The sequence below is a fragment of the Cognatishimia sp. F0-27 genome (assembly GCF_020667845.1).
Taxonomy (GTDB): domain Bacteria; phylum Pseudomonadota; class Alphaproteobacteria; order Rhodobacterales; family Rhodobacteraceae; genus JAFMPQ01.
Genome location: NZ_JAFMPQ010000033.1, coordinates 1 through 14,430 on the forward strand (window position 1 = coordinate 1; position 14,430 = coordinate 14,430).

14 protein-coding genes are annotated in these 14,430 nt (G+C 64.0%); 5 read left to right on the forward strand and 9 right to left on the reverse strand.

Going from position 1 to position 14,430, the window contains the following annotated elements; translation table 11 throughout:
* The first annotated feature begins 75 nt into the window (after positions 1-75).
* Positions 76-798: an acetoacetyl-CoA reductase gene (gene phbB, locus J1C49_RS16310; protein ID WP_227446905.1), complete on the forward strand. Its 723-nt coding sequence runs from the start codon at positions 76-78 to the stop codon at positions 796-798.
* Positions 799-1,272: 474 nt separating this feature from the next.
* Positions 1,273-2,217, forward strand: a complete 945-nt coding sequence (gcvA, locus tag J1C49_RS16315; RefSeq protein WP_227446906.1) for a transcriptional regulator GcvA — start codon at positions 1,273-1,275, stop codon at positions 2,215-2,217.
* A gap of 270 nt (positions 2,218-2,487) precedes the next feature.
* Here the strand turns inward: gcvA and J1C49_RS16320 are convergent, their stop codons facing one another.
* The 3 genes from J1C49_RS16320 to J1C49_RS16330 form a co-directional block, all read right to left on the reverse strand.
* Complete coding sequence (locus J1C49_RS16320) at positions 2,488-2,664, reverse strand: YdcH family protein (RefSeq protein ID WP_227446907.1); 177 nt, start codon at positions 2,662-2,664, stop codon at positions 2,488-2,490.
* A 117-nt stretch (positions 2,665-2,781) separates the two neighbouring features.
* Positions 2,782-3,555 (reverse strand): tRNA1(Val) (adenine(37)-N6)-methyltransferase, encoded by a 774-nt coding sequence (locus J1C49_RS16325; RefSeq protein ID WP_227446908.1) that lies wholly within the window; start codon positions 3,553-3,555, stop codon positions 2,782-2,784.
* Positions 3,545-3,760 carry a DUF2007 domain-containing protein gene (locus J1C49_RS16330; RefSeq protein WP_227446909.1) on the reverse strand — a complete coding sequence of 72 codons (216 nt, stop codon included), beginning with the start codon at positions 3,758-3,760 and terminating at the stop codon, positions 3,545-3,547. The genes J1C49_RS16325 and J1C49_RS16330 overlap by 11 nt, the downstream gene beginning before the upstream one ends.
* 54 nt (positions 3,761-3,814) lie before the next feature.
* Here J1C49_RS16330 and J1C49_RS16335 point away from each other — a divergent pair, with 54 nt between their 5' ends.
* Positions 3,815-4,813 (forward strand): polyprenyl synthetase family protein, encoded by a 999-nt coding sequence (locus J1C49_RS16335; protein WP_227446910.1) that lies wholly within the window; start codon positions 3,815-3,817, stop codon positions 4,811-4,813.
* 70 nt (positions 4,814-4,883) lie between these two features.
* Here the strand turns inward: J1C49_RS16335 and J1C49_RS16340 are convergent, their stop codons facing one another.
* The 4 genes from J1C49_RS16340 to J1C49_RS16355 form a co-directional block, all read right to left on the reverse strand.
* Entirely contained in the window at positions 4,884-5,705 is an 822-nt protein-coding gene (locus J1C49_RS16340; protein WP_370639428.1) for a 4-(cytidine 5'-diphospho)-2-C-methyl-D-erythritol kinase, read from the reverse strand.
* A complete protein-coding gene (locus J1C49_RS16345) occupies positions 5,692-7,527 on the reverse strand; it encodes a tetratricopeptide repeat protein (RefSeq protein ID WP_227446911.1) in 1,836 nt (611 codons plus the stop codon). The genes J1C49_RS16340 and J1C49_RS16345 overlap by 14 nt, the downstream gene beginning before the upstream one ends.
* Positions 7,528-7,642: 115 nt before the next feature.
* The gene (locus tag J1C49_RS16350) at positions 7,643-7,936 is read right to left on the reverse strand and encodes a PilZ domain-containing protein (protein WP_255670757.1); all 294 of its coding nucleotides are present in this window, start codon (positions 7,934-7,936) and stop codon (positions 7,643-7,645) included.
* 209 nt (positions 7,937-8,145) lie between these two features.
* Complete coding sequence (locus J1C49_RS16355) at positions 8,146-9,798, reverse strand: electron transfer flavoprotein-ubiquinone oxidoreductase (RefSeq protein WP_227446913.1); 1,653 nt, start codon at positions 9,796-9,798, stop codon at positions 8,146-8,148.
* A gap of 421 nt (positions 9,799-10,219) precedes the next feature.
* Here J1C49_RS16355 and greA point away from each other — a divergent pair, with 421 nt between their 5' ends.
* Both greA and J1C49_RS16365 read left to right on the forward strand, forming a co-directional pair.
* Positions 10,220-10,690 carry a transcription elongation factor GreA gene (gene greA / locus J1C49_RS16360; RefSeq protein WP_227446914.1) on the forward strand — a complete coding sequence of 157 codons (471 nt, stop codon included), beginning with the start codon at positions 10,220-10,222 and terminating at the stop codon, positions 10,688-10,690.
* A gap of 19 nt (positions 10,691-10,709) precedes the next feature.
* Entirely contained in the window at positions 10,710-11,717 is a 1,008-nt protein-coding gene (locus J1C49_RS16365) for a hypothetical protein (RefSeq protein ID WP_227446915.1), read from the forward strand.
* A gap of 48 nt (positions 11,718-11,765) precedes the next feature.
* Here J1C49_RS16365 and glp read toward each other — a convergent pair whose 3' ends face one another.
* Positions 11,766-13,880: a gephyrin-like molybdotransferase Glp gene (gene glp / locus J1C49_RS16370; RefSeq protein ID WP_227446916.1), complete on the reverse strand. Its 2,115-nt coding sequence runs from the start codon at positions 13,878-13,880 to the stop codon at positions 11,766-11,768.
* A gap of 36 nt (positions 13,881-13,916) precedes the next feature.
* Positions 13,917-14,411, reverse strand: a complete 495-nt coding sequence (mobB, locus tag J1C49_RS16375; protein WP_227446917.1) for a molybdopterin-guanine dinucleotide biosynthesis protein B — start codon at positions 14,409-14,411, stop codon at positions 13,917-13,919.
* Between the last annotated feature and the right edge of the window lie 19 nt (positions 14,412-14,430).

Consider the following 14,430-nt stretch of genomic DNA (forward strand, 5'->3'; position numbering starts at 1 on the left):
CCCGCACCCCCCGGGATATTTCCGGCCCAAAGAAGGCCTGGAGCCCGGCACATCTTTCAAACGGAGGAAGACCTCATGGGACGAGTTGCTCTAGTGACCGGCGGCAGCCGCGGTATTGGTGAAGCCATTTCGAAAGCCTTGAAGGCAGAAGGCTACGATGTTGCCGCGACCTATGCTGGCAATGACGAGAAGGCCGCGGCCTTCACGGAGGCCACAGGCATCAAGACATACAAGTGGAACGTCGCCGATTACGAAGCCTCGGCCGCGGGTATCGCGCAGGTGGAGGCGGATCTCGGTCCGATCGATGTGGTGGTGGCCAATGCGGGCATCACACGCGATGCGCCCTTCCACAAGATGACCCCTGAACAGTGGAAAGAGGTGATCGACACGAACCTGACCGGCGTGTTCAACACGGTGCACCCGGTTTGGCCGGGCATGCGCGAGCGCAAGTTCGGGCGGATCATCGTGATCTCGTCGATCAATGGTCAGAAAGGCCAGTTCGCGCAGGTGAACTACGCTGCGACCAAGGCGGGCGATCTCGGGATCGTCAAGTCGCTTGCACAAGAAGGCGCGCGGGCAGGCATCACGGCCAATGCCATCTGCCCGGGGTATATCGCGACCGAAATGGTCATGGCGATCCCGGAAAAAGTGCGTGACAGCATTGTTGCGGGCATCCCGGCGGGCCGTCTTGGGGAACCTGAGGAGATTGCACGATGCGTGACGTTCCTCGCGTCTGACGATGCCGGGTTCATCAACGGGTCGACAATCTCGGCCAACGGTGCGCAGTTCTTCGTGTAAGTGCGGCGCGCCTCTTTGGCACGCACGACATGTGGTGATCAAAAAAGACCCCGGTGCTTGCACCGGGGTCTCTTGTTTTCCGGCACTATGCTCAAGAAGCGCGTTACCGGTCAGGTCACGCTGCCGGAGCGTCAGGCGTCCTGTGGGCACCATCCGTTCGGGAGCGTGGCCGCGTGCCGAGATCGTCGGGATCGGAGGAAGGTCAAGGCAACCTTAACCATATCACATCCTGCCGACCCTGCGGTCAGCGGGCGCGGGGGAAAACGTAGCGCCAGAATTCGGCGATCATGGCGCCGCGTGCGTCATGCGCCTTGCGAAATGCTTCACGATGGCGGGTATCTTGAGGGGCTTCAAACATGGTGCAATCCTTATCCGTGTGGGCTGGGTGCTTTCGATGTCTGAGATATGGCGGTTTCCGGGCCCTGCGACAAACGAGACTTTCCAAAGCGCCAGATTAGTTTTATTGAACTGACTATGGTTGATCGACTTCCACCGCTCAAGGCGCTGCGCGCGTTCGAGGCTGCCGCGCGGCACATGTCCTTTGCCAAGGCAGCCGAGGAGCTGTTCGTCACGCCTGCCGCGCTCTCCTTTCAGATCAAGAACCTTGAGGAGCACCTTGGTCAGCCGCTCTTCCGGCGTTTGAACCGCGCGGTGGAGCTGACCGAAGCGGGGCGTGCTCTTGCGCCGGGCGCATCGGACGGGTTCGAGACGCTTGCCGCGGCGTGGCGCGCGGTGCAGCGCTTGCAGGACAACCGCACGCTGGTTGTCACGGCCGGGCCGGCCTTCACGGCGAAGTGGCTGGCACCGCGCCTTTTCGGTTTTGCCGCGTCCCATCCCGAAATCGAACTGCGGTTCACGGCGACCTTGCGGCAACTCGATCTGGACCGCGATGAGGTGGATGTGGCGATCCGGTATGGCTATGGTCTGGACGAGGGGCTGCATTCTGAACACTTGATGGAGGAGGCCATCCTGCCGGTCATGCACCCGGAGCTTGTCGCGCGCTATCCGACGGTGGAGGCGCTTCTTGATGCGCCGCTGCTGCACGACGAGTCGGTGGATTTCCTCGATCCGCCCGCAGATTGGAGTGCATGGTTCAAAGCCAACGGGATCAAGCGCGCGCCGCAGAGCGCCGCCCATTTCAGCCAGGCGGACCACGCGCTCGATGCAGCCCTCGCGGGCGCCGGCGTGGTGCTGACGCGCACGTCGCTTGCGGCCCAGTATCTTGCCAGTGGTCAACTCGAGGCGCCGTTTGACGTGGGGCTGACAACCCGCGCCCGGTTTCGTTTCATCCGGAGCGCTTCGAGTGTTGTCCGTCCGCAAGTGGTTGCGTTTCACGACTGGCTGATGGCCGAGATCGGAAAGATCCCGGATGGGCTGGAAGGCCGGACCCTTGTTGATGTCGAAACGCTTCGAGACTGAGGTTTCAGCGGTGCACGATAGCAGGCCGAGAACTCGGGGTCTGGTGTTGCGGGGATGAGAACCGCCAAGCCGAACGCGCCTGAGGCAGCATTGGCACGGCGCTATGGCTGAAAAAGGCTCCGGTGACAGAAGGTCACCGTGAGCCGGGATACTCTAACGCTTGTATATCGGACCCATGACGCCTGGTGACCAGGCGGAGGCCAACAACCGTGCGATCCATGCGCACGGATGGGGGCGCAGAACCGGCGCCACCCTTTTTCGCATTGTGTCTTAGTGGACCGCCTGCGTTTCCAGACGCGCGATCTCTTCTTTCAGACGCAGCTTTTGTTTTTTCAGTTCTGCGACGCGCAGGTCGTCAATACCGGGTGACCGTTGGGCTTCCTCAACTTGACCGGAGAGCATGTGATGCTTCTTCTTCAGTTCCTGCAAGTGCGAACTCAAGCTCATAGTCGTCCTCCTTGTTGGGTATGGAGTTTCAGTCCAGCATATCGCCGCACACAAGTCACGCCGCAGGTGCACAATGGATGCGCAATTATTCGTAGAATTCGTCGTAATGCTGCAGACTCACTCTGACATGGGCAAGGACGCGCCGTCTCGCAGCACAGCGCGGATCGCGTCGGTATAGGCTTCGCGATCTCCGGCATGCGTGGTTCCCTTATGCAGCACGAGGGCAGGCCGGTAGCGAAACGGGCTGCGCCCACCCTTGCGGGCGCTCATCAAGACCAGCCTCGGGGCGCGGCCCTCGCGTGGGAGAAGCGGGAGGAGCGTGAGCGCGCCGAGATGATTGTCCATTGCCGTGATCAATTCCGGGAGCCGTTCCGCGCGCAGGATCACATGGCACGCGCCGCCGGGCTTGAGGCGTTTTGCGGCACAGCGCACCCAGTCTTCCAAGGGGGTCTCTCCGGCGCGGCCCGTCCCGCGTCCCGTGTCCTCGGCTTGCTTGCCGCGCGCCGCGTCGAAATAGGGCGGGTTGGCGATCACGTGATCCACGCTGATCTGGCGCAAGGCCTTTGGCGGATCGCTGACGGTTCCCTCATAGATGTCCCCCGACAGAGCATTGAGTGCAAGATTGCGGCGCGCGAGGGCCGCATAGGCCGGTTGCAGTTCGAGCCCGACAAGGGCGAGCCCCTCGACCCGGGTTGCCAGACAGCACAAGGCTGGAGCCGCGCCGCAGCCGAGATCCAGCACGCTCTGACCCGGGCGCGCAGAAACCGACGCGGCCAGCAGCACGGGATCCACCCCTGCCCGATAGCCAACACGGGGTTGCAAAAGCGTGACGCGCCCGCCGAGAAAGGAGTCGCGCGTCAGCGCGGCGTCGTCGAACGCGTCAGCCTTCAAAGCGCACGCCGTTGTCGTGCAATACCCGCCTCGCTGCGGCCAGCTCATCGGAGCGCACCATCAGGCGGCGCGGCAATATGCCGATCGACCCTTCAAGGACGCTCATATTTACGTCCAGCTCGAAGCTGTCTATACCCGCATCGTCCAGAAGGGTTCTGGCCAGTGGGATCAGGGTGATGTCATTGGTGCGCAAAAGCTCTTCCATGACGGGGATTTAAGGACAAGGCCGCGCGAATGTCGAGCCTTGCACGGGAGTGTGATGAGTTTGGACACAATGTGTGAAAAACCGCATGAACGTCTGGCGCGTCTTCTGGCGGATGAGCTGGTGGCCGTGAACGGGTTGATTCGGGAGCGTATGGCGTCCGAACATGCGCCGCGGATCCCCGAAGTGACCGCCCATCTTGTGGAAGCCGGGGGCAAACGGTTGCGCCCGCTGCTGACACTCGCATCCGCGCGGCTCTGTGGCTATGACGGGCCATATCATGTGCATTTGGCCGCGACGGTGGAGTTCATTCACACCGCGACGCTGCTGCATGACGATGTGGTCGACGAGAGCAGCAAGCGCCGCGGAAGACCAACCGCCAATCTTTTGTGGGACAACAAGTCGTCAGTGCTGGTGGGGGATTACCTCTTTGCACGGTCCTTTCAGCTGATGACCGAGACAGGCAATCTCCGGGTGTTGCGAATCCTCTCGGATGCCGCTGCGACCATCGCCGAGGGCGAAGTGCTCCAGATGACCGCCGCACAGGATCTGTCCACCACCGAGGCGACCTATCTCCAGGTGGTCCGCGGCAAGACCGCAGCGCTCTTCTCCGCAGCCACTGAGGTGGGCGGCGTGATCGCCGACAGGCCTGAGGCGGAGATCCGGGCTTTGTTTGACTATGGGGATGCGCTGGGCATCGCGTTTCAGATTGTTGACGACCTGCTTGACTATGGCGGCTCCGACGCCACGGGCAAGAATATCGGGGATGATTTCCGGGAGCGCAAACTGACCCTGCCGGTTATCAAGGCCGTGGCGGCGGCGGATGACGACGAGCGGACCTTCTGGGACCGGACGATTGCCAGAGGCAAGCAGCAGGAGGGCGATCTCGACCATGCCCTTACGCTGCTTCGGGCGCACGGGGCGCTGGAGCAAACGCGCGTGGAGGCACTGGAGTGGGTGTCGCGGGCCAAGGCCGCCATGGGCGCATTGCCGGAAAGCGAGATGCGGGACCTGTTGGTGGATCTGGCGGATTACGTGGTCGAGCGCGTCAACTGAGTCCGTTTGGCGGGTTTGGCGGCGTCGACCCGCCGGACGACGCATCTGCCAGCCGGTTTCACCGCTGCCATCAATGCAATATGCAGGCCGTCACCCACCAATCCGGGTGTGCATGACTGAGCGCGGAGGCGGCGGCATCTGCATCCCGCTTTGCATCACACAAGGCGACGCAAGTGGCCCCGGACCCCGACATGCGCACAAGCCGGGTCTGGGGCAGGGCGCGCAGGGCGTGCAGCACATCGGCAATCACGGGCGCGCCTGCGATCGCCGGGCGCTCAAGGTCGTTGCGCTGCACCTGCAACCAGTCGAGCCAATCCGCGCGGTCGGTCGTGCGCGGGAAGGGGTCCATGGCCGCATTGGTTTTCACGGCGAGGCGGCGAAACACCTCCGGGGTCGACACGGCCACGCAGGGATTCACCAGCACAGCAGGAAAGCTGGGCAGGGGAATGGGCGTCACCGCCTCGCCGATCCCGTGCATGTGGGCCCCGCGCGCCAGCATGCAAACCGGCACGTCTGCGCCGAGTTGCGCCGGGTCCATGGAGGGAGGCGCATCGCAAAGCTGCGCCATGGCCCGCAGCGTTGCCGCTGCATCCGACGATCCACCGCCGATCCCGGCCGAGGCAGGCAGGTGTTTGTCCAGCGTGATCGCCACGGGAGCGTCGAACGCGTCGGCAGCACGCCAGCACAGGTTGTCGGGCGTGGCCGGGATACCAGCCGCCATCGGGCCGGTGATCGCGAGGGTTGTCCGGGCCGCGCGCGCCACGGTGATCGTGTCGCCCACATCCGCGAAGGCGACAAGGCTGTCGAGCAGGTGATAGCCGTCTGCCCGTTGTCCGGTCACATGCAGCGCGAGATTGATCTTGGCCGGTGCAAAGGCCTCAGCCTTCATCATCCGCGCCGTCTTGTGCGACACCCGCGGCTCTCAGCGGTGGGGCGCCTTCTTCTGCGAGCACCTGGTCCAGCCCGACCTCGAGCTTGCGCCGGATGCGGTCCGGATCGGCTTCTTCGGCGGCGTTCTCCCAATCCACGAAGCTGAGGGCGCGTTTCCACTGGAATTCGGCCTCCAGCTTGCGGCCCACGGCCCAGTAAACATCGCCAAGATGGTCGTTGACGATCGGATCGATCGGCATCAGCTCGGCGGCGCGCTCCATGTGCCCCACCGCTTCGTCGTAGCGGCCGAGCCGGTAGAGCACCCAGCCAAGGCTGTCCACGATATAGCCGGAATTGGGCCGCGCCGCGACCGCGCGCTCGATCATCTCGAGCGCCTCGTCGAGCTTGATCTGTTTTTCGACCAGCGAATAGCCGAGATAGTTGAGCACCTGTGGCTGGTTCGGGTTCAGCGCAAGCGCGGCGCGGAAATCGGCCTCCGCTTCCGGCCACATGTCGCGCCGTTCATAGGTGATGCCGCGGGCATAGTGCAAAAACCATTCGCGCTCGGTGATTTCGTCGAACAGGCCCATGGCGGTGGTGTAGGCGTCGGTCGCCTGGGCGTAGCGTTCATCCTGACGCAGGAAATCGGCCAGTGTCGAATGCACGATCGGCAAATCGCCGTGGCTTTCGGTCAGCCCTTGCAACACCGCGATGGCTTCATCCATCTGGTCCTGCTGGCGAAAGGCTTCCGCGCGGCCAAGCTCGGCGGCGTGATAGGCTTCGGAATCTTCGGGCACCTCCGCATAGGTGGCGACAGCGAGCGCATATTGCTCCATCTCGTCGAGCAGTTCGGCGGTGAGCAAGAGCGCATCCACATGATCGGGGCGCAGGTATTGCGCGAGCCGCGCATGGATCAGGGTCAGGTCGTCATTGTCCTCGCTCGAAAGCGCGCCAGCCAGCGAATAGAACACCTCCGCGATGCCGTCGCGGGCCGAGCGGACGTGGCTGAACGGCACCGTCTCTCCGGCTTCAAGGGCGGTCTGGAGCTGTGTCAGACCTGGGTCGAGAGCCCCGCCAAAAGCCGTGTCGATCAGCACAAGCGCGTCCTGGTTGCGATCAAGCTGGCTCAGGATTTCAGCCTGCGCCATGATCCCGCGGCGGGTGCGGCTCATCCCGCCGGCGTCGCCTTCAAAGGTGCCGGCTGCGCTTTCGAAATCGCCAACGGATGCGAGGGCCATGGCCTTGTGATAGCGGGCAAAAGCGCCGAGCCCTTGCAGGCCTGCGACTTCGTCGAAACTCACAAGTGCGGAGGTCATGTCGCCCATTCCAAGCTGGGCCCAGGCTTTGATCAGCCCGTCGGCGAGCGGTCCTGCGCCGCGCTGCTCGTTGATCGCGCCGATGACGGCTTCGTAATTCTCGTTCCGCGTGTCACGGGCGATGAGGGCCATCTGGGCGAGCTGGCTGCGATAGCCTTCGGCGATAAGCTTGTCGGCAATGCCTGCCGCGCGGTCGAGATCGCCGAGCGAGACATTGGCGAGCACCGCACGTTCGAGGATTTGCGGGTTCTCGGGATCGTAGAGCACAGCCCGGCCATAATACTCTGCGGCGGCCTTGAAATCCCCCGCAAAGCTGGCCTGACGCGCGGCAAGGTAATCACCGGCGACGCCATTGGCATGAAGCGGGGCCGCTGCAAGGACGGTGCCGCAAAACAGGACGGCGGCGAGGGCATGGCGGGCAATCCCGCTGATCGACCCGATCCGCGCGCGATTGTTCTGTGCAAAGTGGTGCCCGTCCGCTTTCGCGTGGGCCGCGTTCTGCGCCTGTGTCACCTGAACCATCGCCATCGGTCTGCCTCAATTGTTGCGGCGCGGCCAAAATCGCCGCGACTGACCGAATCCTAGAGCGCGACCGCCAAAGTGACAATCACTCTTCGCGTCCCCGTGAAGCGCCGCGAGGGGGTCAGGTGGCGAGCCTGCGATACTGACGCAGCATGAAAAGCTCCCGATCCGTCAGCGGTTTCTCGAAAACCGCGCCACAGGCGCCATTCGGCGCTTGTCGCACCACCGTGCCGTGGACCCGCGTGGGGCCTGCATCAAAGCTGATTTCTGCACCAAGGGGCAGGGGCGGGGTCGAGAAAAAGCGCATACCGCTTTGGCTGATATTGACGATTTCGGCGATGACAACGGGCTCCGTCGGTGTTGTCACCTTGAGTTGCCAGGCGCTCGGAAACCGTTCTTTTCGATGTTGGAACAAAACCTTGCCTCATGTGCTCTCGCACCGCTTCCCGGTGGCGCTCTGATCGCGGACGAAAACCGGCAGAGCGATGCGCCGTTACGCCAAGCGTTGTCGCACGGCCCGGTTAAAAGCGTCTGAACGGCTTCGAGACGGCGCATGAGAAAAGGGCGCGGCCAAAGCCGCGCCCTTCACACCCGTGTCACGCGCTTTCAAGCGGCAGATGCGGATTACATGTTTGGATAGTTCGGGCCGTCGCCGCCCTGCGGCACTGTCCAGTTGATGTTCTGGCTCGGATCCTTGATGTCGCAGGTCTTGCAATGCACGCAATTCTGGAAATTGATCACGAAACGGGCGGCCTTGCCCTCTTCGCGCACAACTTCATAGACGCCCGCCGGGCAATAGCGCTGCGCGGGCTCGGCATAGTCGGGCAGGTTTGTCGCAATCGGGATCAGGTCGTTTTCCAGCTTGAGATGTGACGGCTGGCTTTCTTCGTGATTGGTGAAGCTGAAGCTCACATTCGTCAGACGGTCAAAGGACAGTTTGCCATCGGGCTTGGGGTAATCGATGGGCTGGAAGCGGGCGGCCTTGCCGGTGGCTTCCGCGTCTGACTTGCCGTGCGCCATGGTTCCGAAGAGCGATTTGCCGAACAGGCTGTTGGTCCACATGTCGACGCCGCCCGCCATGAGCGACGCGGTCAGACCCCATTTCGACCACATCGGTTTGACGTTTCGGACTTTGAACAGGTCCTGACCGATCGCGCCTTCACGCACCTCCGTTTCGTAGGCGTCAAGCTCATCGCCGGAACGGTCCGCCTTGATGGCGTCATAAGCGGCCTCCGCTGCGGCCTTGCCCGACAGCATCGCGTTGTGATTGCCCTTGATCCGCGGGACATTGACCATGCCAACGGAACACCCGAGCAGCGCAACACCGGGCGCGACCATCTTCGGCATCGACTGATACCCGCCCTCAGAGATGGCGCGGGCGCCATAAGCGATGCGCTTGCCACCCTCCAGAAGCTCCGCGATCATTGGATGGTGCTTGAAGCGCTGGAACTCCATATAAGGGAAGAGATGGGGGTTTTCGTAGTTCAGATGCACCACGAACCCTACGTAAACCTGATTGTTCTCAAGATGATAGATGAAGGAGCCGCCGCCTGCATTGCTGCCCAGCGGCCAGCCCATCGTGTGGGTGACGGAGCCTTCGCGATGCTTGGCCGGGTCGATTTCCCAGATTTCCTTCATCCCCAGACCGTATTTCTGCGGTTCGCTGTGCTTGGCGAGATCGTATTTCGCGATCACCTCCTTGGAGAGGCTGCCGCGCACGCCTTCGGAGAGGAACACGTATTTGCCGTGCAGCTCCATGCCGGGCTCGGTATTGGGGCCGTAGCTGCCATCTTCTTCGAGACCGAAGACACCTGCGACGACACCCTTGACCTCGCCGTTTTCCCCATAGACCAGCTCGGAGCAGGACATGCCGGGGAAAATCTCCACGCCAAGCGCTTCGGCCTGTTCGGCCATCCAGCGACACACATTGCCCATGGAGACGATATAGTTGCCGTGGTTGTTCATCAGCGGCGGCATCGGCGCATTGGGGATGCGGATCTGCCCGGCTTCGCCCAGCATGTAGAACTTGTCTTCGCGCACAGGCACGTTCAGCGGCGCGCCCTTTTCCTTCCAGTCGGGGATCAGCGCGTCAAGACCGACCGGGTCAAGCACCGCGCCCGACAGGATATGCGCGCCGACTTCCGACCCCTTTTCAAGGACAACCACATCGAGATCGGCGTCCAGCTGCTTCAGACGGATCGCTGCGGACAGCCCGGCCGGGCCGGCTCCGACGATCACCACGTCATATTCCATCGACTCGCGCTCGATGTCGCTCATGGCGCACTCCTCATGCCGCAAAATAAATCCGAGCCTGACTATCGTGCAGCTGCGGCAAAGGTCAATTGAGACGAAACGTTAAAGTGATGAGCGTATCGTCGCGCATCAGGGCGTTTGACGCCCGCCGGTGCCCCCCGTGCGCGCGGGTCAAGCCGGGATAGGGCCGGGGTTCGCGGCATTTTACGCCTCCCGGCTCCTTGCGCAAAACCGCGTATTCAGGTCGTCTTGGGCGCGTTTGCGCGGAACGTCCGGTCGAATTTTAGGGAAATCTTACCTTCTTTGACAAATTATCGATCAGGTGACGCGGTTCGGCTTGCAGGGCGGGCGGTTTCGCTGTCAGGCTTGCACAGCAAGCCGCTGCATGATTTGTAACGGCGAACACACGACCCCGCCGCAAACGACGCTTTTGCCGGAAAGACCCATGGAAAAGATACCGATGACCCGCGCGGGCAACACCGCGCTTCAGGCCGAATTGAAAAAGCTCAAATCCGAAGAGCGGCCCGCCATCATCCAGGCGATTGCCGAGGCGCGCGAACTGGGCGACCTCAAGGAAAATGCCGAATACCACTCGGCCCGCGAAAAGCAGGGCTTCATCGAGGGCCGTATCAAGGAACTCGAAGGCGTGCTCGGGCTTGCCGAAGTGATCGACCCCACCACGCTTTCCGGCGCGGTAAAGTTTGGCGCCACCGTGACCGTCGTCGACGAGGATACCGACGAGGAAAAGACATGGCAGATCGTCGGCGAGTATGAGGCCAATATCGACAAGGGCCTGCTCAACGTCCGGTCGCCCATCGCCCGCGCCCTGATTGGCAAGGAAGAGGGCGACAGCGTCGAAGTGCGCACGCCCGGTGGCGAAAAGAGCTACGAAATCCTGAGCATCGTCTACAAGTAACCCCCTGTCCGGACTGCGCATGGCTGAGTCAAAGACATCTCCACCCGGCTTTGCTGCGGGATCAGAGCGCGTCCAGACCACCGGCTTCGACATTGTCGCCGTTGCGCTGTCGGCGATCTGGGTGCTTTTGTCGGGATCTTATTTCCTGTTCGGCTCCGGTTTGTCCGCGCTGGCGGGGGAGCTGCGCTTTATCCTTGTTCTGATGATCGTCGTCTTTCCCGTAGCGCTGATCTGGGTGGCGAGCATGGCGGCGCGGTCGTCCGCGGCGATGCGCGAAGACAGCGCGCGGCTTCAGGCCGCCATTGACGCGCTGCGCCATGCCTATGTCGCGCAGGCGCAGCAGGGCTCGAAAGAGGCGCCCAACCCGATGCTGGTCAAGCGGCTCGATGAAATCGCGGCGGCTCAGCGCGGGCTGGAGAACGCGCTGGCGATGATCGCGTCGGGACGGATCGTGAGCGATGCAGCGTCGATGCAGGCGGCGCATCCCCCCGAAACGCAGGACGACAGCGACCAGCCCGCGCTGTCGCTTGGCACCCCTGCCGAGGCGCTGGAACCGCCCCTGCCAAACGCGGATTTCATCCGCGCGCTGCACTTCCCCGAAACCGCGGAGGATCGCGAGGGCTTTGCCGCGCTACGGCGCGCGTTGAAGGACCGCAACGCAGCCCAGCTTGTGCAGGCCTCGCAGGACGTGCTGACCCTTCTTTCGCAGGAAGGGATCTACATGGACGATCTCGCCCCGGACCTCGCCCGGCCCGAGCAATGGCGCGCCTTTGCCCAAGGGGCGCGGGGCCGCGAGATTGCGGCGCTTGGCGGTGTGCGTGACCGGGCATCGCTGGCGCTTGCGGCGGGCCGGATGAAACAGGATCCGATCTTCCGGGACGCCGCGCACCATTTCCTGCGCCGCTTCGACAGGAGCTTTGCCGCTTTCGAACAGGGGGCAAGCGACGCCGAGATCACGGAGTTTGCCGGCACCCGGACCGCGCGCGCGTTCATGCTCCTCGGGCGGGTCGCGGGCACGTTCGACTGAACGGGCCGCGTGGCGAGGGTTCACGCCGATCATGCAAGACGCGCGCCGCTAGAGCCCGAAACTCCCGAACGGGATAAACCGGACCGGATCGCCTTCCGCGATTGTCGCTGCGCCGTCAGGCAATTCGACCAGACCCTCGGCCCAACTCAGACCGGAGACCCGTCCGGACCCTTCGGATTTGAACACTTCCGCCCGGCCGTCCCGGATCCGCGCGCGCAGGTATTCGCGCCGCCCCGGTTTCTTGTTCTTGGAAAAGCCCGCAGGCACCGTGAACCCGACCGGATCGGACCAGCCCGCCCCGGCCAGCACGCCCATGGCAGGGCGGGCAAAGATCAACGTGCAGGTAAAGGCAGCCACCGGGTTGCCCGGCAGGCCAAAGACGGGCACGCCCTGCCATAGTCCCAACGCAAGCGGGCGTCCCGGCTTCAGCGCGATGCGCCACTCCTGCAAGGCGCCGGTCTCGCGCAGAAGGGCGGAGACGTGGTCTTCGTCACCGGCGGACGCGCCGCCCGAGGTGAGCACCACATCCGCGTCGCGCGCCGCGCGATCGAGCGTTGCGCGCAGAGCCGCACGGTCGTCGGGCACCCGGCCAAGATCCACCGGCTCGAAGCCCATGCGCGCCACCATCGACAGGAGCATTGGACGGTTCGCATCGAAAATCTGGCCCGTCTGCGCGGTGCCACCAGCCTCGACCAACTCGTCTCCGGTTGACAGAACCGCCACGCGCAAGCGCGTCCGGACGGCGATTGTGCCGACCCCGACCGCTGCGGCCAGCGCAAGGTCGGCCGGTGTCAGGATCCGCCCGGCGTGCAGCGCAACCGCTCCGGCCTCGACATCCTCGCCCGCGCGCCGGGTGTTGGCGCCGGGTTTGACCGGCCCGCGAAACGCCACCCGTCCGGGCTCAACGGCGCAATCCTCGTCAAGCACCACAGTGTCGACACCGTCCGGCAGAGCCGCGCCCGTCAGCACACGGCAGGCATGTCCCGGCGGGACGACACCGTCATACGGCACGCCTGCCGCCGCCCGGCCTGTCACAAGGGGCAGGCTCTGGTCACCGTCTCCGACGCAGGCGGCGGCAAATCCGTAACCATCCACGGCGGTGTTCGGCTCGGGCGGGTTGGACCGATGCGCGATCACGTCTTCGGCCAGCACCCGCGCCGTGGCGGCCATCACCGGCACCTGCTCGATGCCGGTCACCGCGTGCAGCCGGTCGCGCAGCATGGCGCGCGCATCCTCCACAGGCGTCCAATCCACGCCGGGGGGCAGCGCGAAACAGTCATTCTTGAGCGGGGGCGGTTTCAACACCGCAGCCAGTTCAGAGAGCCGCTCTGCCTGTCCCGCGCCAAGGATCCATGCCTCTTCCCGTGCCGCCTCCCGCGGCGGTGCGTCGAGCATATCCGCAAGCTCCGCGTCCGGCAGTGCCGCCAGCGCGCGGGCCAGAAGCCGCACTTGGGCGCGGTCGCGAATCTCGTCCGTGGTGCCCTTGACGGCGGCTTCGATCAGCCCCGGCCAGATCTCTGCCAAGACCACGGGCGCCGCGCTCCATGGCTCGAAGGGCCAGACCGACACGCCGTCCATGCGTCGCAAGCGGTTCAACATGGGCAATCCCATGAGAATCTGCCCGCCCACCGTCGGCGGAAAGGCGAGCTGAAAACACGAGGACGAGGCGCGCGCGGCCAGATCGCAGGCCCGTCGCTCCGGCACGGTGTCATAGCGGATTCCGGCCTTGCGATAGGGCAGGCCGGGCCAGCCGGTCTCGTTCGGCTTGCCCCAGAACGGGCCGGGACCGTCAAAGCGCGCGTTCATCGTCTCCGCGACCGCGTAGCGGTTGTTCTTGCCGTCAGGGCCGTCTTCGATCCGCGCTTCGATCCAGTCCCACAAGGCGAGGGGATCATCGGTGCCGGTAATCTGCCGGGCCACGCCTTGCGGATAGCCAAAAGGAAAATCGAACCCCGCCAGCACGCGCCGACCCGCGCTGCGCTCCTCGGCCAACACTTGACCGAGCCACCGTTCGGCGTCGGTCCGCGTGCGGTGATAGACCGGGTCTTCGTCGCGCCCGTCCCGCGTGATCCCGATCCAGATCGCGTCCTTGGAGGGGCGCGCCGGGGCCTTGCCGCTGGTGGCGGACCAGTCGACCATGAGGATCGTGTCAAAAAGCGGCATGAGTCCTCCCAGCCAGCGCGGCGGCAAACTCGGGCTTCACATCAGCCCCACTTCGCCAAGGATGAAATCGGCGACCGCCCGCGTGTCGTTCAGGTCAAAAACCGGACGGTCCAGGTCCATCGGCGTATCGCTCGCAACCGCCCGGATATGGGGATCACCCGGTGCAATCAGCGGGTTCCCTGTTTCCGCGCGCCACGCCTCGACCTTGGGGTGGGTGTCCCGCTTATAGCCTTCGATCAGCACCAGATCGACCGGCGCCAGCCGCGCCAGCAGGTCGGCAAGCGCGGGCTCCTCGGTGCCGCGCAGTTCCGTCATCTGGGCGACGCGCGTGCGCGAGGCGAGGATGACCTCCGATGCGCCGGCGACGCGGTGCCGGTGACTGTCCTTGCCCGGATGATCCACGTCAAAGCTGTGATGGGCGTGCTTGACGGTGGAAACGCTGAAACCGCGTGCGGTGATCTCCGCCACCAGCCGCTCCATCAGCCCTGTCTTGCCCGCGTTCTTCCACCCGGTCACCCCGTAAACACGCATGGTTTGCCCCTCGCTGTCT